The 19,089-nt window shown below is 69.5% G+C and carries 12 protein-coding genes; 4 read left to right on the forward strand and 8 right to left on the reverse strand.

Features of this window, described 5'->3' with window-relative positions:
- The first annotated feature begins 9 nt into the window (after positions 1 to 9).
- A complete protein-coding gene (locus tag ENSA7_RS39415) occupies positions 10 to 1,749 on the forward strand; it encodes an IgGFc-binding protein (protein WP_106094601.1) in 1,740 nt (579 codons plus the stop codon).
- Here ENSA7_RS39415 and ENSA7_RS39420 read toward each other — a convergent pair.
- From ENSA7_RS39420 to ENSA7_RS39455, 7 genes are all read right to left on the reverse strand, one after another.
- Entirely contained in the window at positions 1,736 to 3,382 is a 1,647-nt protein-coding gene (locus tag ENSA7_RS39420; RefSeq protein WP_106094602.1) for a DEAD/DEAH box helicase, read from the reverse strand. The two genes, ENSA7_RS39415 and ENSA7_RS39420, sit on opposite strands and share 14 nt — an antisense overlap.
- A 103-nt stretch (positions 3,383 to 3,485) precedes the next feature.
- The gene (locus ENSA7_RS39425) at positions 3,486 to 5,174 is read right to left on the reverse strand and encodes an alkaline phosphatase D family protein (RefSeq protein WP_146158674.1); all 1,689 of its coding nucleotides are present in this window, start codon (positions 5,172 to 5,174) and stop codon (positions 3,486 to 3,488) included.
- 23 nt (positions 5,175 to 5,197) lie between these two features.
- Positions 5,198 to 5,899, reverse strand: a complete 702-nt coding sequence (locus ENSA7_RS44725; protein WP_181234563.1) for a hypothetical protein — start codon at positions 5,897 to 5,899, stop codon at positions 5,198 to 5,200.
- Positions 5,900 to 5,906: 7 nt separating this feature from the next.
- Complete coding sequence (locus tag ENSA7_RS39440; RefSeq protein WP_181234564.1) at positions 5,907 to 6,440, reverse strand: OmpA family protein; 534 nt, start codon at positions 6,438 to 6,440, stop codon at positions 5,907 to 5,909.
- A gap of 127 nt (positions 6,441 to 6,567) precedes the next feature.
- The gene (locus ENSA7_RS39445) at positions 6,568 to 7,209 is read right to left on the reverse strand and encodes an RNA polymerase sigma factor (protein ID WP_106094607.1); all 642 of its coding nucleotides are present in this window, start codon (positions 7,207 to 7,209) and stop codon (positions 6,568 to 6,570) included.
- A 95-nt stretch (positions 7,210 to 7,304) separates the two neighbouring features.
- Positions 7,305 to 7,721 (reverse strand): hypothetical protein, encoded by a 417-nt coding sequence (locus ENSA7_RS39450; RefSeq protein ID WP_106094608.1) that lies wholly within the window; start codon positions 7,719 to 7,721, stop codon positions 7,305 to 7,307.
- 42 nt (positions 7,722 to 7,763) lie between these two features.
- Complete coding sequence (locus ENSA7_RS39455; RefSeq protein WP_181234565.1) at positions 7,764 to 10,112, reverse strand: serine/threonine-protein kinase; 2,349 nt, start codon at positions 10,110 to 10,112, stop codon at positions 7,764 to 7,766.
- A 194-nt stretch (positions 10,113 to 10,306) separates the two neighbouring features.
- On the opposite strand from ENSA7_RS39455, the gene ENSA7_RS39460 reads away from it, so the two are divergent.
- From ENSA7_RS39460 to ENSA7_RS39470, 3 genes are read left to right on the forward strand one after another with little or no spacing between them, the layout of a single operon-like run.
- Positions 10,307 to 12,184, forward strand: a complete 1,878-nt coding sequence (locus ENSA7_RS39460) for a caspase family protein (RefSeq protein WP_146158675.1) — start codon at positions 10,307 to 10,309, stop codon at positions 12,182 to 12,184.
- Positions 12,181 to 16,728: an nSTAND1 domain-containing NTPase gene (locus ENSA7_RS39465; RefSeq protein ID WP_106094611.1), complete on the forward strand. Its 4,548-nt coding sequence runs from the start codon at positions 12,181 to 12,183 to the stop codon at positions 16,726 to 16,728. The genes ENSA7_RS39460 and ENSA7_RS39465 overlap by 4 nt, the downstream gene beginning before the upstream one ends.
- A 3-nt stretch (positions 16,729 to 16,731) precedes the next feature.
- The gene (locus tag ENSA7_RS39470) at positions 16,732 to 18,147 is read left to right on the forward strand and encodes an SIR2 family protein (RefSeq protein WP_106094612.1); all 1,416 of its coding nucleotides are present in this window, start codon (positions 16,732 to 16,734) and stop codon (positions 18,145 to 18,147) included.
- Positions 18,148 to 18,212: 65 nt separating this feature from the next.
- On the opposite strand, the gene ENSA7_RS39475 is transcribed toward ENSA7_RS39470, so the two are convergent.
- Positions 18,213 to 19,073: a gp53-like domain-containing protein gene (locus ENSA7_RS39475; protein WP_106094613.1), complete on the reverse strand. Its 861-nt coding sequence runs from the start codon at positions 19,071 to 19,073 to the stop codon at positions 18,213 to 18,215.
- Positions 19,074 to 19,089: the final 16 nt, after the last annotated feature.

The following is a 19,089-nucleotide window of genomic DNA, read 5'->3' on the forward strand; positions in this document are numbered from 1 at the left end:
GCGCCCGCCATGGATGCCCCTATTCGATCCCATCTCGAGTTGAGCCTGCTCGGTCTCGTCTGCGTCGCGTTTTCTCCAGGCTGCTCGGACAACTCCAGCGGCACCAGCGAGAGCTCGATGTGCCTGACCTCAGGCTGCTACGGCGACGAGCTCAGCGACACTGACGTCGGAGGTGGCGACGGCGACGGCGATGGCGATGGCGATGGCGATGGCGATGGCGACGGCGATGGCGACGGCGATGGCGACCCCGGTGACGGTGACGGTGACGGCGACGGCGACGGCGACGGCGACGGCGACGGCGACGGCGACGGCGACGAGGCCACGTTCTGCATCCCGAGCGAGACCAGCTGCTTCGATCCCGACAACACCCAGACCTGCATCGACGACGGCTCCGCGTGGGGCCCCCCGGTCCCGTGCGGGGACACCGAGGGCTGCTTCAACGGCAACTGCATTCCGCTGTGCGAGCTGACGGAGCTCAACCCCAGCTCGGTCGGCTGCTCGTTCTTCGCCAACCGCATGGACAACCTTCACGCCAACCAGCCGGACTCGCTGGTGATCGGCAACGTGTCGTCCAGCAAGGACGTCACGGCGCAGCTGTACTTCGTGCCCAACAACGAGAGTAACGAGCAGGCGCTGGGCGGTCCTGTCGTGGTTGGGCCCGAGGGCACGCACACGTTCGAGCTAGAGAACGCACAGATCGAGAGCATCACGACCGTGCGCACCGGCGGCGTCTACCGGGTGCAGACGACGATCCCGATCGTCGCGTATCTGCACTCGCCGATCGGCTCACAGGCGACCAACGATGCGTCGATGCTGCTGCCCGAGCACGCGCTGACCGGCAACTATGTGGTCGCGTCTTACCCCGGCACCTTCACGACCCACTACCCCAGCTACTTCACCGCGATCGCAACGCAAGACAACACGCTCTTGGAGTTTATCGCTGGCGGCCCGACGGCGGCAGGTGGTGGTGTTCAGGGGCTGGCACAGGGCCAGAGCACGCAGGTGATGCTGCAGCGCTACGACACGCTCAACGTGGTCGTGGCCGCGCAGTACCAGGATCTGTCGGGTACGATCGTGACCGCGGATCAGCCCGTGTGGCTGGCGGGCGCCACCGAGTGCGGCAACGTCCCGGCCTACCCGACCACGTTCTGCGATCACCTCGAGGAGGTCATGCTCCCGCTCGAGTACTGGGGCGAGGAATACGTCGGCGCTCACGCCCCGCAGCGCGGCAACGAGACCTTCTACTGGCGGGTCTACGGCGGCGACGACGGCGTCAGCGTGAACACCGTGCCCGCGCAGCCGGGGTTCCCGCTGCAGCTCGACAAGGGCGAGTACTACCAGTTCGGCACCCAGCAGAGCTTCGTGTTCACGGGCGATGGACCGTTCATGCCCGTGCAGCTGCTCGAGGGCCAAAACGGCGGGGCCGGCACGGGCGACCCCTCGATGTATCAGATGGTCCCGACCGAGCAGTTCCTCGCCACCTACGCGTTCGTGACGGGCACGGGCTACACCCAACACTATGCCCAGATCATTCGCCCGGCTGGCGGCGACGACGTGCTGATCGACGGCGTCGTGGTCGATGGCTACTACGCCGTCGGGGCCTGGGAGATCAGCGATTTCCCCGTCACCGAGGGCGGGCACTTCGCGACCAGCAATCAGCCGTTTGGGGTCATTCAGGTCGGCTACACGAACGTGACCTCGTACGCGTACCCGGGCGGGCTGCAGCTCTCGGTCATCAACCCGCAGTAGGCTTGGCGGCTCGCTTCGCCGTCGGGCGCAGGCCGAGCTCCAGCGCCAGGTGGGCGATCGCGTCCCCGACCGTCTCGGCCCGGCGAGGCGGCCGAAGCTCGGCCACGGCGCGCTGCAGCGGCGCCGTGATCGGGTGCCGCCGCCACGCCGCGCTGGCCCGAGCGCTGCGCGGGTCGCCGTGCTTGGGCAGCTCGTAGTCCACGGCCTCGATCGCGGCGGACATGCTGCTGCAGCGCGTGATCCGTCGATCGTCGCGCCAGATCTCCACCCCGCTGCGGGCCGCGGGACGGACCTCGAAGTGCCGCAGCTCCCCCTGGTGATCCAGGTAGTGCAGCATCATCCCCCGGGCCCCCAGCGACAGCCACGCGTTGATCGAGATCGCCGCCGCCTCGTCACTCTGGACCATCGTCAGCGGGTCAAACTCGCGGAGCCGTCGCGTGATCTCTTCGAGGGTCGCGGGTGCCTCGCCGCGGTCGTCGTCGGGGACCGGCAGGTAGGCCGGGCGCTCGCCCGCGGCCTCGCGCTCGGGCGGGTCCACCTGCTTGCCGGCCTCGAGCGTGGCCGTGGTGATGATCTCGAGCGAGGACAGATCCACGAAGTCGAGCACCAGACAATCGCTGGCGCTCGGGTCGATACGCATGCCGCGACCCACACATTGCAAATACAGCGACTCCGAACGCAGCGGACGCACCATGGCGATCGCGCTGACGCCCGGATCATCGAACCCCTCGGTCAACACGCCGACATTTGTGATGACCCGAAACTGCCCGTCGCGGAACCCGGCCAGCGTGCGCTCGCGGGCGAGCTTGGGCATCTCACCGTGGACGATCGCCGCGCGCACGCCCATGCGATTGAGAGCTGCGCACAGGTTCTCCGCGTGGCGGACGCCCGCACAAAACGCGATGGTTCGGCGATCCCGGCACAGCTCGATGATGCTGCGCGCGACCAGCTGATTGCGGCCCTGGATGTCCACCGCCTCCTCGAGCGCGTCGGCGTCGAAGTCTTCGCCGACCGCTGTGACTCCCTCGAGCGAGACCTTGGTCTCGATCCGCAGCCCTCGCAGCGGTCGCAGGTAGCCCTCGGCGATCATCTGCTGGAGCGTGCGCTCGGCGACGATCTGCTCGAACACCTCACCGAGGGCGCGGCCATCCGCGCGCCGGGTCGTCGCCGTGAAGCCGACCAAGGTCCCGCGCCAGTCCGGCTCGAACGCGCCGATCCGCTCGAGCACCGCCCGGTTGGCGTCGGCGACCGCGTGGTGACACTCGTCGTAGATCACCAGGCCGAGCTCGCGGCCGGCGAGGACCCGGCCGATGCGACCCTCGTGGAGCGACCGGATCGACGCCACGAGCACCCGCGCGCTGGCGCTGGCCCGCGCTTCGCCTCGCTCGATCTGCACGCGCCGGTCATCGCCCGCGCGCCGCAGCGCCGCCTCGATCTTGTGCTTGGCCTGCGCCAGCAGCTCGTCGCGGTGGGCCAGGACCAGCACGTCACGCTTGGCGCGGCGGATCAGCTCCGAGAAGATCACCGTCTTGCCCGAGCCGGTCGGCAGCGAGACCAACATCCGACGCACGCCGCGTCGGCGGGCGGTGATCACCGCCTCGACGGTCTCGAGCTGGTAGGGACGCAGCCGCACCGGGTTAGCTCGCGCCCGCGGGCGTTGGCTCGGGGGTTATCTGGGTCATCTGGATCATCCGACCGAAACCTCTGTCATGAGTCTCGCCCGCAGCGGCGACCGCTCATGGCGCGAGCGGGGGCGGGTCGGCCTTCTCGGCCGCCGGCTCGGAGCCGAGGATCAACCGCGACACCAGCGTCTCGACCACATACGCCTGCGCATGCACAGGCGTGACCGGGTCCGGCAGCACGATCTGATCCTGCTCGATATGCCACCAATCACAGTGAATCCGATCGACGTTCACGTCGATCGTCATATACCCACGATGCTCGAGCTCGACCCACTTCACGTGCGGGTTCGATGCCAACAGCAGGTTGATCGTCGCCATGTCGACAGGCAAGCCCGGCGAGGTGATCCCGGGCGTCACGAATTCCACGGACACGGCCCCCTCGCCCGTGTCGGGATCGTACACGGCCGGATCCGCAGGATTGGCGGTCAGCTCATTGGCCCACGAGGTGTGAATGTCGCCAGTCAGGACCACGACGTCGGCGATGTCGTTGTCGGCGATGTGGGCGTAGACGGTCCGCCGCGCGGCCTCGTAGCCGTCCCAGGGATCCGTGATGAACGGCCGGTTGGGCTCGCCGCCGGAGCCGGCCTGCAAGATGATCTGGCCCATCAGGATCTGCTGGGCCAGCAGCTTCCACTGTGAGGTGCTGGTCGAGAGCCGCTCGAGCAGCCACGCCTCTTGCTCGGCGCCGAGCAGCTGACGCTCGGGATCGTTGATCTGCTCGAGGCTGTCGGACTCGCTGAGGGTGACCTGCTCTTCGCGGCCCTCGAGGCGAGTGTCGAGCACGATCAAGTCGACCAGGTCGCCGTAGGACAGCTGACGATAGATGCGACCGGGCTCGCCCTCGCGCACGGGCATCCACTCGAAGTAGGCCTGCTTGCCGGCGGCCTTGCGCGTGGACCAGTCGCCCTCGTCGGCGGTGTGATTCTCGGCGCCGTCGGTGAAGCCGTCGTTGGCGACCTCATGATCGTCCCAGGTAGTAATGAAGGGATGCTGACGGTGGGCCGCTTGCAGGTCGGCGTCACGCTTGTACTGCGCGTGCCGCATGCGGTAGTCGGCCAGGGCCAGGCACTCGTGCGCGGGCTCGTACTCGCGAATGTCGCCATAGGCACCGGAGGCGTACTCGTAGATATAGTCGCCAAGGTGGATCACGGCGTCGATGTCGGCGCGCGTGCCAATGTGCCGATAGCCATGGAAGTAGCCGTGCGCCAGGCTCGAGCACGAGCACACGACAAAGCGCAGATGATCGCTGGCGCCGTCGGGGGCCGTGCGCGTGCGGCCGATCGGCGAGACCACGCCCTGCACCCAAAACCGATAGTAGTAAGTGGTGGCCGGGTCGAGCCCGTCGAGATCCAGCTTGATCGTGTGGTCGCGGGTCTCGTCGGAGGTGCCGAGGTAGCCGGCCGCGACGCGCTGCCCAAACTCGGGATCGAGGGCGGCCTCGAAGAAGACCTCGGCGCTGGGATCGTCCGGGCTGATCCGCGTCCACAAGATCACCGAGTCGGCGAGCGGATCGCCGCTGGCGACCCCGTGGGTGAACACGCTGGCCGGGCCGGGATCGCCCTCCCACGCGTAGATCGGCAGGTCATCGGCGGGCCCGCCCGTGCCGTCCGTGCCACCCGTTCCGGTGTCGTCCGCCGCCTCGCCGCCAACGTCATCGGCCGCGCACGCGCTGAAGGTTGGGATCAAGGATGCGACGCCGAGCAAGCCAGCGCGGCGCAGTAGTTCTCGTCGGGTAATGCTCATGCCAAAGACTTTGGTTTTAGGGATCAGGGCGGCGGCGGCTGCCACGGCGTGTAGCGCAGCGTGAACTCGCGGCGGCCCGCGGTGTTGCGCTGATCGAGCAGCTTGGGATCGAGCCAGGCGGAGGACAGGGCTTCGGTCGCGCACGCGACCACAGGCCCGGGCGCGGTCGTGCCCGCCTCGACCACGTCGAGCTGCTCGAGCGCGCCCGTGTCCGGGTTGAACGCGTACTCGACGACCAGCTCACCGGTCGCGTCGCGGTCGACGTCGCGCAGGTGCGTCTCGTAGCAAGTCAACAGCGACGACTCGACGGCCTTGAACGGATCCGCTGGCGGGCGCTTGCGCGACCCCGGCGCGAACACCCAGGTGATCTGCGCGTGCGCGGGCTTGGCATCGGGCGGATCGAGGGGCATCTGCGCGATCTGATCGGTGACGCAGGCCGCGAGCGGCTCGGGCGCGGTGCTCTGCTGATCGTCCAGCGTGATGTTGGTCAGCTCGCCCGTGCGCTTGGTGACATCGAACGCCACGACGACCTGGCCCGCGGCCTTGGGATCGTGCTCGGCGAGGTAGCGATCGTAGCAGGCCTCGATCACCTCGTCGTGGGTCTCGAGCAGCTCCGTGAGCTCGGCCGAATAGAAGTCCGCGTCGCGCATCCACATGACGCAGCCAGACAGCGCGGACAGCCCGACGACGAGGATCGCGCGTGAGAGACGGAAGCAGGGATTCATCATCGCGTTACTCCTGCGCCTCGGCGCGCTTGCTGATCCGCAGCGCGACGCTGCGCTGCCCGTCCGGGGAGGCGCCGACGCTCGCGGCGATCAGGCGCTCGGAGGCGACGCCCTGGGCGACGAGGGCATCGACGATCTGCGTGGCCAGGCCGTTGCTGCGCTTCTTGTGGGCCCGGCGAGACCCCTCACCGATGCTGTGCACCTCGACGGTCAGCTCGAGCACCTCCGGGTGTGCCTCGAGCCAGTTCGCCAGCTCGCCCAGGATGTCCTGATGCTCGCTGGACAGCACGCCAGCGGCGTCGAAGCTCAGCGCCTCGTCGAGCCCGAGCAGGTCACCCTCGAGCGTCACACGAGGCGGCACGGGCGGCTGGGGCACCGCCGGGAGGTTGGGCAGGGGCGGCGCCGGAGGTTGGGCCTGGATCTGGATCGGCGACTCGGACGTGACCATCGTGACCTCGTTGCAGGCCAGGGTCTGCGTGCAGCCAGCGAGGATGAACACGGCCGCGAGCGCGCGAGCGTGGATTGAAGCGAAGCGCGTCATGGTGGGCGGCGCCGCGATAATCCGGGGCAGCGGTCCGCGACGCAAGCCGATCAGCGAATGCCACACAGCTGTAACATGGTGGATCCGGCGGCGACCCATCGCGCAGGTGGTCGAGCTCGAGTCGCGCTCACGCGCGGGGCTGGCCGCGGATCACGACGTCGCGGACCCGGGTCAACCCGCGGTCGAGGGCGTCGTCGGTCCACACCTCCGCGTCGGACCCGAGCAAGCTCATGAATTCGCGCAGCAGACTGCGGCGCGCAGCGTCGATCCGCGACTTGGCGGTGCCCTCGGGGATCTCCTGCAGCTCGGCGATCTCGCGCAGCGTAAACCCGTGAAAGTAGTAGAGGTCCAGCATGTCATGCTGGTCGCTGGGGATGTGCTGCATCGCGTCGAGCAACAGCTGCTGGGCCTGATCCTGGGCGACTATCGATGACTGGCGCCGGCCGCTGATCGCAAACAGCGACTCGCTGAGCGGATCGAACTGACCGTCCGGGCGGTGGAGCTCGCGCAGGGTCTCGCGGTACACGTTCTGCGCGATCCGGATCAGGAAGGTCCGCACCGAGCACCGCCCCTCGAACCGGTCGAGCGCCTCGACCATGCGGACGAACACCTCCTGGATGAGATCTTCGGTCGGTCGCTCGGGCACGCGCTTGAGAAAGTAGACGCGCAGCAAGTTGAAGTGGCGCGCGAGCAGCTCGCCGCCCGCGGGTTTGTCACCGTCGCGCCACCGCTGCAACAATTCCAGGTCCTGGTCGGGGTCCGGGTCCATCGGGCCAGCGTACCACCTGCGGGCCTGGACGCGGAGCGCGAGCGAGCGCACCCCAGCTCAGCCCGGGGCTCAGCTGGGGTGCTCCGCTCACGGGCTCAGGCGCGGGGGCGATCGGGCTGCGCGTCGGTCGGCGACAGCTTGATCCGGATCCGGCGAGTCTTGGTCACCGGCGGCGACGCGTCGCTGACCCCGGTGACGTCGACCTCCTGCTCCGCGGTCATCGGGCCGAAGTCGTAGTACGCATGATCCGTCCCGCGCGACCAGGAGATCGACCCGCTGCCGGGATCGTGGGTCGCGTCCAGCGTCCACGTCGTGCCCCCGGAGGTGAAGTCGACGATCTTCACCCGAACGATCCCCGTGGACTCGTGGAGGTCTTCATGCTCGGCGTGGGCAGTCTGGTCATAGTCGGCGAGGCTATCGCTGCCATGCAGCAGCTGCAGGTCGCTGTTGGTGTCGAGGGACCCGTCAAAATTGATCGGGTCTTCCTCACTGATACACAGTGGGTCGGGCATTCTGTCTTATTTCCTTTGTTGGGTTGTTGATTCGCTAACTAACTATTTGGGGGCTTCGATCATGGCTGCGATCGCGGCGTCGAGCTGCGGGCGATAGTCCAAAGGGACGCGGTCGCGCGCGGCTCGGAACTCGGGTCCATCGTCGCCGAGCGAGGCGAGCGTCAGCGCGACCGTCATCCACGACTCGACCTCGTGCTCGGGCGTGCGTGGGATCTGCGGGTCACGCAGGAGCGCGATCAGCTTCGCAACCTCGCCCGCGACCGCGGCGCGGTCATCCGATTCGTTCTGCAGGCCGAGCAAGCAAGTCGTGGCAATGAGCCGCAGGTCGTGTTCGTCGCTGGCGAGCACCGTCTCGAGCAACGCGCGCGCCTCGTCGAGATCGTGGTCTTCATTGGAGAGGAAGCGCGCGAGGTTGTAGGCAGCCTCTGGATCATTGGGGCCGAGGTAGAGCGCCAGCCGAAACGCCAGCTCCGCGCGCACCGGCTCGGCTCGAGCCCCGCGCAGATTGGCGAGGTTGGTCAGGGCTGGGACCCGCTGATTGTTGGTGCCGACCAACAGCTGACGACGAACGGCCCGCCGGGTCAGGGTCAGGGCCTCGTCGGGTCGGTCCTGCGCGCGGGCCAAGACCCCGGCGATCTCATCATATTCGGCCCGGCGTGGATCGTAGACACCAACTTTGAGCGCCGATAGCAGGTCGCGTGCCTGCGCGAGCAGCTCTTCACCCCGCTCATACTCCTGCTGGCGCATGATCACGGTCCTCGCCGCCTCGAGGTTGGCCCGCAGCCGCCGCTGTCGATCCGCGATCGACTCCGCGTTCAGGCGTGCCTGCCTGTAATTGGCCATAGCGAGCGACCAGTCGCCCTTTACCGAGCGCGCGCGCCCACAAATGAGGAGGAACGCCGCGCGGTCGGCCGGGGACTCCCAGCTGACGCGCTCGATCTCTTCGCACTTGGCGATCAGCTCGTCGACCCGCCACGCGTCATCGAGCGGCTTGACCTCGTCCAACAAGCGCTTGTAGCCCGAATCCGACATGGGCACCGTCGCCTTCGAGACAAAGTCGAGCTCGAACATGGCGACTCGCTCGGCCCATTGCGGGGTCGGCTCATCGGCGGCGGCATCCAGCAAGGTGCGAAGACTGCCCAGCAGGCTGTTCACGTGCTGACGCGAAGCCTCATCGCCAATCACGCACGAGCGCGCGGCGTCGGCCCGCATTGAGGTGAGACGGCTCTGAAGCCGATCGGCAGTTCTGCGCGAGGTTCGGCTCGCGACGGCATCCCAGTCCGTGCTTGCAGCCAATGTTGCGACCTCGTCGGCCAGCGGACAATCGGGGTATTTGGCTCGATACCCCAAGATCACCGCCACCAGCCCGGTCGACACGATGAGCCCACCCGCGACCCGCCGACGCCGGCGACGCCGACGCGCCGGCCGCTCGAGCAGCTCCTCGATCGCAGCGAGGAGCTCGGCGACGCTGGCGTGGCGCTGCTCGGGTCGCGCTGACAGTCCGACGAGCAGCGCCCGACGCAGGCGCCCGTCGATCTCTTCGCCGCCGCGCGGCTCGGTCTGCATGGCCTCGATCAGCGCGCGCGAGCTCGCACCCGCGAACGGTCGATCCCCGGTCAGCGCCTCCCACAGCGCCGCACAGAACGCGTATTGATCGGCCCGCGCGTTGGAGCCCTCGCCACGTAGTTGCTCGGGCGCCATGTAGCCGAGGGTGCCCAGCAGCTCGCCGGCCTGGGTCAACCTGGACGAGGTCGAGCCACCGCCGCCGCTACCGGCGATCGCCTCGACCTCGCCGAGCACGTGGGCCAGGCCGAAATCACCGACACGCGCGTGTCGGTCGTCGCCCACGAACACGTTGTCGGGCTTGAAGTCGCGGTGGACCACGCCCCGCTCGTGAGCAGCCACGAGCCCGCGGCCCGCCTGGATGTACACGGTCAGAAGCTCTGGGGTGGACAGAGCGCCGACGGCTTGCAGCTGGCGCAGCGTCGCGCCCCGCACGAACTCCATCACCAGGTACGCGCGGCCCTGGTGGCCGCCAGAGTCGTAGACCTTGACGACGTTCGGGTGGTCGAGCTTGGCGAGCAGCTGGGCCTCCCGACGCAGCCGCTGGCGCAGCACCTGCGAATCGCTGCCCGGTCGCGGCGCGATTAATTTGAGCGCCACTTCGCGCTCGAGCTCGGTGTCGTACGCGCGGTAGACCTCGCCCATGCCACCGCGACCGATCCAGTCGCGCAGCTCATAGCGACCGACCATCTCGGGCCCGCCCGCGCGCATGCCCAGGCGCACCCGGACCCGCTCGAACATGGCCTGAACCTCGACATCGAGGCTGGCGATCGGCTCGGGGACCGTGGCCTCGAGGGTCCCCGACTCGTGATCTGGCGCAGTGTTCACGGCGTTGGTCTTACGGTCGCGGCTGGTGACGACCGCGCTCGGTGAGCCGCGGGCATCCGCCTTGCTTCGCTTCGCCATGCACTTCAAACGTGCGGCTGAGGCCCGCGCAGTTCGGTCGCCGTAGAGTGAACATCCTCACGATTATTGGATTGTATCCCCCAAATCTCATCACCCGCCAGCGTCACGTGGTTTGCATGAGACGTGCGTTGCTGGTCGGCGTCGCCGACGACCATCCCAAGCAGCAATTCCGTCCAGGCCCCAGCCTCGACGCGATCGAGCGGCTACTCGAGGACCTCGGCGGTTGGACAATATCGCGCATTGAGGGTGCGCGAGCCGATCGCACGACCATCCTCGCGGGGCTCGTCGAGCTCGAGGCGGCGCTGAAGCGCGAGGACTCGGCGCTGTTCTACTTTGCTGGCCACGGCGGCATCGTCGAGATCGGCGACCTGCCGCCGCCGCTTGGCGGGCGCCCGGTGGTGTACCTGGCGACCGTGCGACCCGGGACCCAGTGGCGACTCGAGGGAGTCCTCGACATCGAGCTCTCGCTCGCGCTGGCCCGCATGGACCTCGTCTGCACCAACGTCTGCGCGATCCTGGACTGCTGCTACTCGGCGCGGATGGTCAGGGGCCCAGTCACGAGGCTGCCCCACGCGCCCGCCTGGCTGCGCGACCTCGCGGCGGTGCTGCCCGAGCCCGGCAGCTGCGACCTGCTGCTGCACCCCACGAGTCACCCGAACATCGTCCGGCTCGCGGCCTCGTCGTCGTTGCGGACGAGCTTCCCGGACCGCGTCGACGGTGGCCACCTCGGTCGCTTGACGAGGCTGTTCACGGAGGTCGTCCGCGAGGCCGATCTGCAGACGGAGCGGATCACCTGGGACGCGGTCGCGCACCGCGTCCGCGAGCAGGCGATCTGGCGGCTCGGCTGCGAAGAACAGTGGGTGAGCCTGGCCGGGCCGCGCCAGCGTCTGCTGTTCTCCCGCGCCGAGGCACCCCTGCCCCGGTCCGTCGGCTTCGTGCCCCGTGAACATGGTGAGGGCGGCTGGATCCGCGCGGGCGCGTTGCAAGGCGTGCGCGTGGGAGACGAGTGGGGCCTGGCCGACCTCACCCTCGATGATGACCTGCGCCCGCGGTGGCGCGCGCGGATGCGAGTCACGGCCGTCGACCTCGACCGCGCGACGCTCGAGCCTTGCGACGGAGGTGCTGACTTCAGCCCGCCGCCGGGTGTCAGCGCGCTGCTGCTGAGCGCCGCGGAGCGCGAGCTGGTGGGGGTCGACGGTCCCGCGGAGCTGCGTGAGGCGGTCGAGCGCTCCGTGCGACTGGTCTCGGTCGACGACGCGGCGCCCCCTGGGTCGCTGACCGTGCTCTCGTCGCGCGGCGCGGCGGTCGAGGTTCGCGGCGGCGCTCGCTCGGCGCTGTTTCCCGCCGACGCGAGCGGACTGGCCTCGGCGGTCGAGCGCATGGAAGCCTGGGCCCACGCGCGTACGCTGATCGCGGTCGCCCACTCGAAGGCTGGATCCCGACCGCCGTTCTCCCTGCAGGTCGACCGCGTCTTGGGCCGCGGCGTACGACCGCAGCGACTCGACCGGTCCGCGGTCGTGCGCCTGCACGTCGGCGACCGTCTGCGCTTCACGATCCAGGCCGGCCCCACGCCCGGCAGCTGGTTCGTGACCGTGATCCTGATCGACGTCGCCGGCTGTCCAACGCTGCTCGACGCGGCTGAACCCGACGGTCGCGAGATCCTCGCGGGTGACCGCGTGACGCTCGGCGTACACCCGCACCGTGACCAGCAAGGGATCGAGCTGCGCTGGCCCGCTGGTGTCGCCGCGGATCATTCGCGACCCGCGACGGTGATCGTGCTTGCCAGCCGTCGGCCGATCTGTCTGGGCCACCTCGTCAACGCCACGCCCGCGGCCGGGATCCCCCGCGACGTTCCCCGTCGGCCTCGCAAGCGGACCCGCGGACACGCCCCACAGCCGCGGGCGCGCACGGGGCCGGAGCTCTCGCCGGACTGGGCCGCGGTGATGTTCCGCCATGAGCTCGATCCGCGGCCGCGCGATGAGGCCAACCCATGACGGAGCACGAGCTCGACCCTGCACGCCCGCGAGCCTCGCCAACGATCCCGCCGGAGCTGCTCGATGCGCATGAGCGCGCGGAGTTGATTATTTGCGTGGGCCCCGAGCTGGCGCGCGGAGCCGGGCTGCCATCCCGCTCGGAGCTGGCGCTCGCGCTGCTCACCGACGTCGAGCAGCGCGGGCGCACGATCGACGCAGCAACAATTCGCGAGTGGATCGCCGACGGCCGCGTCGACGAGGCCCTCGAGGCGCTCGAGCGTCGCGGTGGATCGAGGTTCGCCCGGGTGATCGAGCGCGAGCTGGGTGAGCGCGGCCGACCGCTGCCGCCGCTGGCCCGGGTGATCGCCCGGCTGGAGCCCAACCTTCGCGCCGTCTACACGACCGGCATCGACCGGCTCCTCGAGCGCGCCTTCGCCGACGCCTGGCCCAGCTTTTCATCGGCGCAGGCCGACCTCGCGCGCCGTCGCAAGGTCATCGTCAAGCTGTGCGGCACGCTCGAGTTCCCCGAGACCTGGGCGCTGACCCGGGCGGCGCTCGAGCGGGAGTTTGGCGAGCGTTCGCTCCGTCGGCAGCTGCTGGTGGCCACCTGCCGCGCTCACTGTGTGCTGTTCGTCGGATTTGATCCCGCTGACTCGCTGACCGAGCGCGTGTTCGCGACCATCGACCGCAGCGACGCCGACGCGCAGCTGCCCAGTCACTTCGTGGTCCTGAACCACTGCGGATCAGAGACCCAAGCCCTGCTCGAGCGACGCGGCCTGCATGTGCTGCTCGCGGACCCCGTGTCGCTGCTGCAGGCCCTGCGTGGCGCGGATCCCCAGCGAGACACCAGCGCGCACGCCCAGCTCCCCGTGTGCCCCTACCCCGGCCTGCAAGCGTTCGATCACTCGCTGGCGTCGGTGTTTCATGGTCGCCGCGCCGAGATCAGCGCGGCCGCCTCGCGCCTGGGCGGGCCCGAGGGTCGACACCGACGATGGCTGGCGATCGACGGATCGAGCGGCGTCGGCAAGAGCTCGTTTGCCCATGCCGGGGTGGTGCCCGCGCTGCTCCGGGGATTCGCCGAAGGCACGCCGAGCCGATGGCGGGTCGCGTCGCTGCACCCGGGCCGACGCCCTCTGCCCGCGCTGGTCGAGGCGCTGGTGGTCGCGCTGGCGGGCGATCCCAACCGGTCCGGCGAGCGCCTTCCCTGCGACTGGATCGAGGCCGGAGACGCGCCGTCGAGCGTCACCGAATTCGTGCGCGAGTACCTGCCTCCGGGCGCGGCGTTGCTGGTCGTCGTCGATCAGCTCGAGGAGCTGGTGACCCTGGCCAGCGCTTCGGAGCGTGCACGGTTCGCGGCTTGCCTGACCCTGCTGCTCGACCAACAGCTGATCTACCTGATCACCACGCTCCGCTCGGACTTCACCGCCAGCGTGTCCACGACGATGCCCGCGCTCGCGCGACTGCTCAACGAGCAGGCCCAGCGCCACACCTTGGCCCCGATCTCCAGAGTTGGTCTGCGCGCCGCGATCGCCGAGCCGTCGGCCCAGCTCGGGGTGCGCTTCGAGGGCGAGCTGGTCGAGCGGATCGCCAGCGACGCCGAGCAACACCTGGCGCGGCGAAGCGTCGACGCGGACGGCGTCGTGCGAACCGACGACGCCGCGCTGCCCCTGGTTGCCCACGTGCTCCGCAAGCTGTGGGACATGCACGCCGACGACGAGCGGGAGATCGGCCTCGCCGACTACGAGGCGCTCGGCGGCGTGTCGGGAGCGCTCAGTCTGAGCGCCGACGCCCTGCTCGCCAGCCTCGGCGCCGAGCAAGTCGCCCGGGTCAAGGCGCTGCTCCTGCGCATGGTCAACCTCGATGACAGCCGGCTGACCCGACGAGCGCTGAGCCGACTCGAGGCCGTGACCCTCGCGGGCGGTGGCGAGCACGGCGAGCGCCTGCTGCAGTTGCTGTGCGGTGGCGCGGGGCCCCGCCTGATCGTGGTTCGCAGTGAGAACGACGAGACCCGGGTCGAGTTCGTGCACGAGGCGCTGCTGCGCGAGTGGGACAGGTTGCGCGAGTGGATCGCCGCCGATCAGGCCCAGCTCGCCCGCGACGAGGCGCTGCGTCGCCGCGCGGCCGGGTGGCGCAAGCAGGGCCGGCCGTGGCGGAGCTTGCCGCGCGGGCTCGAGCGGCGCGAGCTCCTGGCCGGACGCGCGCTCGGTCCGAGCGCGGCCGAGCAGCGTGACTATCAACGAGCGATGCGATCCGCGGGCTGGATCCGCGTCGCGGGGTGGGTCGGGTTCTCGGCGAGCTTGGCTGGCGTCGGCTACCTGGGCGTCGAGGAGCTGCGAGCGGCGGACGCGGTCGCGCAGCGCCAGCAGACCGAGATCGCCGACGCGCTCGACGAGACCCAGAAGACCCGGACCGAGCGTGATCACGCCAAAGCCAAGAACACGGAGAGTCACCTGCGCGCGGGGATCCAGGGCCTGCTCGACGAGCATCGCTGTCATCAGGCGCTCGACCGGGTCACGCGCGAGCTGCCAGATGACCGAGCGCTGCTGCGTCGAGCCGTGCGCTGTGAGGCGATCGTCGGCGAGCTCGCGCGCCTCGACGACTCGCACGGCGCCACCAGCTTGGCCGTCGACCCCACCAGCCAGACCGCGTGGTTCGGGACCACCGAGGGCGCCGCGGATCGCTGGAATTTGAAGACCCACCAGCTGCAGACGATTACGACGCTCGGCCAGGGGCTCCACGCGATCGAAGTCGCGCCTGGCGGCGAGCGGGTCGCCCTGGCGTCGAGCGGTCAGGTCCGGCTGATCGACAGCGACGGCGAGCCCGTCGCTGCACCCTTCAACGCGACCCAGCCAGTGTTCTCGCCTGACGGCGAGCTACTTGCGACCAAGCACGGGCAATATCGCATTGAAGTGCGCGAGTCGGCAGACGGAGCGCTCGTGTGGTGGCAGCCCACCGAGGGCAAGATCGAGACGTTCGAGTTCTCCAGCCAGGGTGACCGGCTGTGCGTGGGGAGCTCGGCGCGAGTCGGCAGCACGATCACGACCTTGGACTCAGAGACAGGCGACCCCGTCGGCGCGACGATCGAGGTCAACGACTTTCTACGCGACATCGCCGTGTCCCCCGACGGACTGCGGGTCGCGAGCACCGCCGACGACCGGTTCACGCGGCTGTGGTCGCTGGCCTCGGGTGAGCTGCTGAGCGAGCTCGCGTTTAGTCTCCGCGAGCCCAAGCACAGCTCGGTGTCGTTCTCGCCGCGCGGTGGATTCCTGGTCACGACCAGCACCGATGAGCGCGCAGCGATCACGACCCCCAACCTCGAGCCCCTGCGCGAGGCCAAGCCGGTCGCCCCCCAGGTCCGACCGCAGTTCTCACCCGGCGAGCAGTGGCTGCTGACGGCCGGCTTTGATGAGCACTCGAGCCTGCGAGCGGTGCGGACCGGGGCCGAGGTTGTCCGCCTCGACCTCGGCGCCCAGCCGCGGGCCCAGACCCTGTTCGTGGCCCCCGGTTCGCAACATCGCGGCGACATCGTGGCCGTCACGCAAACCGGCGGTGTCCTGCACTGGGCCATCGACACGCGCGAGCACTGGCGCGCGCCGACCCCTCACGCTCAGGGGGTCCGGTCACTCGCGTTCTCGTCCGGCGATCCGCGTCGCGTGCTCTCGGGCAGCTCGGCGGGGACCGTGCTCGCCTGGACGATCGGCGCTGACGATCAGATCCCACCCACGACGATCTCGGGCTGGGTGGTCGGCCTGGGCACCGCCGACGAGGGGGCCCGCAGCCTGGCGGTCGCGGACAACGGGGCGCTGATCAGCTGGACTGAGACTGCGCCCGCGCCCACCGTGCTCGCGACCGGTTGCCCATCGAAGATCGTCGCGATCGATGGTCCGAGCCAGCGGCTCGCGATCGCGTGTGGTGGTGGCGGCGGGCAGCTGTGGGACCTGTCGCCGCCGTCGCCCCGGCTCATGGCGGAGATCACCAGCGAGCTCGGCGTCAGCTCGATCGCGCTGGCAGGCGATCAACTCGCGCTCGGCGGCAGCGATGGCACGATCGAGCTGTTCCGCTACCGAGTCACCCACGCGGGCCGTCGATCTCTCACGCGCGATCGAGCGATCAGGGGCCACGACGGCGCGGTGAAGGGCCTGAGCTTCGACTTCAGCGGCCAGCTGCTGGTCAGCGGCGGCAACGACAACCTCGCCCAGCTGTGGGCCGCCGACGAGTCGCCCCGTCGCCTCCTGGACTTGCCCGTGTCCGGCCACAACGTCGAGTCCGTGGCGATCACCCGCGACGCCACGCTCCTCGCAGCCGGCGACGCGCAAGGAACGATCGTCATCTGGGATCGCCAGGGTGTCGAGCAAGAGCGGTTCGAGTCCGGCTGCGTCGGGCGTCGGGTCTACGCGCTGGCGTTCTCGCCCGATGATCAACTGCTCGCCGCCGGCTGCTCCGACGGCAGCGTGCACGCCTGGCCGATCGGCACCGAGGCCCTGCTCGAGCTCGCCTGCGCGCGCCTGGCCAACACCACGCGTCACCCCGAGACCCTCCCGCCGACCTGCCGGCCCAACCGTTGAACCATGTCCAGCACCATCGATCTGCAAGAGCTCCGCGCCCACCCAACGCCGCTCGTCGTCTACGTCGGGCATGAGCTCTCGCGTGCCGCCGGGCTGCCTTCACGGCGCGAGCTGGCCCGCGCGCTGCTCGACGCGCTGCCGGACTCCACCCCCGCCCGCCGACGCCGCGAGCTGGCCGCGCTGGTCGACGCCCCGGACCTCGCCGACCTGTTCACCGAGCTCGAGCGCGACCTGACCCCCGCGCGCTTTGGCCTGGTGGTCGAGCGCGCGCTGCGAGACGACGGCCTCGAACCTCCGCCGCTGGCCCGGGCGCTCGCCAGTCTAGGTCCGCGCCTGCAGGGGATCGTGACGCCCAACCTCGATCGCCTGCTCGAGCGCGCGTTCGAGGCCCGGCTGGTCGCCCACGTGCGCCCGAGCATGGGGCTGCTGCAGCGCGGGGGGTGGCTGCTCAAGATCAACGGCACGCTCAGCGAGCGCTCGAGCTGGGTGTTCACCCGCGATCAACGAGCCCGCGTGCGCCACCGCGAGCCGGTCCACGCCAGGGTCCTGCGCGCGCTGGTCATGGCCAAGCCCATGCTGTTCGTCGGCACCATGATTGACGATCCGATCTTCGACGACGTCGTCGCCCACGTCCGTGATCTCGGCGAGGGTGCGCCGCCGCGGCACTGGGCGCTGGTGGCCGGTGACCAGCTCACGCCAGCGACGCGGGCCAAGCTCGATGACGCCGGAATCGCGGCGATCAGCTACGACACACAGCACGAGGCCCTCGACATCCTCGCGTCGCTCGGGCCGGAGCCAGACTCGGTGCGGTCACGCCCCTCCCCCGTCTCGCCCCCCGAGCTTCTGCGTAGGCCCGCGAGCGGCCCACTCCGCGTGTTGTTTGTCTCGGCCAACCCCCGCGACCTCGACTCGCTCGCCGTCGATCGCGAGCAACGGGTGATCCGCGAGTCGATCGCCCGCGCCGTCGAGCGTGATCGCATCGAGCTCGAGGTCCGGGTCGCGGCGTGTTTCGCCGATCTATCCCGCGCGCTGCTCGAGGCCAGCTTCGACCTCGTGCACATCGCTGGCCACGGCGAGCCGCTCGGGATCTTGCTCGACGAGGGCGGGCACATGCACGTGCCGCCCGCCGAGCTCGCCGCGCTGTTCGACGAGTACGCCGCCCCGCGTGGTCGGCTGCGCTGTGTGGTGTTGAACGCGTGCTGGAGCGCCGACGCGAGCCAGCCGATCTCGAAGGTTCCCACGGTCATCAGCATGAACGGCCCGATCGATGACCGCGCCGCGCTCGCCTTCGCGGAGGGCTTCTACGACGCGCTGGGTGCCGGCCGAGACTTCGCCGCCGCCCACCGCGAGGGCGAGCGCAGGGCCCGGAGCTCCGTGCCCTGCGGCCCGTTCGAGGCGCTGCTGTCCCACCGCGGCTGACCCTCACTCAGGCTCAGCCGCGGCCGTTGCGGCCGACCTCAGCGAGGCCCCCGTTGCGGCCGACCTCAGCGGCCGATCGCAACCCAGTGAAACGCCCGCGCACCATCGATTGATCCGTCGCGATCGACGATGAAGCTGCGCGAGTTGATGGGGCGAGTCAGCGACAGCCCCTGGCGGAGGTTGCCAGCGGCGAGCGTCGTGATCACGGCAAAGTTCATGTCGGCAAAGGCCTCGTGCAAACTAAACAGCTGCTCGTGGTCCGAGTCGCTCACGGCCTGGCCCCACTGCAGCTTGAACCCGTCGAGATGCTGGATCCCCGTCGCCGTTCGTCCGGGCCGGGCACCGATGCTCACATGATTGAAGTCGATCGATCCATTGATGTCATTGTGGCGATTGAGCTTCAACTTGCGGCCGGGGCCATCGAAACTGACCATCGACAGGGCCGAGCGGATATCGGCCTCGGTGACCGTGAGCACGGCCGCCGACACGCCCGCGCCGAGGGCCGTGGGCGTCGTGAAGGTCTGATCCCCGTCGCTGGTGCTGGTCGCGTCCCCCCACTGGATCGTCGTGTCGCCACCGACGATCGCGGACCCGGGATCGCCGCCTGCGTGCCCGGGGGCGTCACCGATGGCGATCCAGTAGTAGGGATAGTGACCATCGATGGCGCCGTCGCGGTTGAGGACGAAGCTGCTCGCGCCCCGGCTGGTCGAGGGCATCGCGCTCCACACGTTCGAGCGCGAGCAGGTGGTCAGCAGCGCGTAGCAGCGGCTCGCAAACGGCTGGTGCAGGTCAAAGCTCTGGTTGCCGTCGCTGGTGCTGTTGGCTTGGCCCCACTGGAACATGAGGCCGCCCGAGACGGCGGCGTCGTGAAAGCCGTTGTAGTAGAGGCCGTCGTCGAGTTGAATGGTAAAGCGGGTCGCGGTCATGAGATATCTCCCGAGT

It is taken from the genome of Enhygromyxa salina (assembly GCF_002994635.1).
Classification (GTDB): Bacteria; Myxococcota_A; Polyangia; order Nannocystales; family Nannocystaceae; genus Plesiocystis; species Plesiocystis salina_B.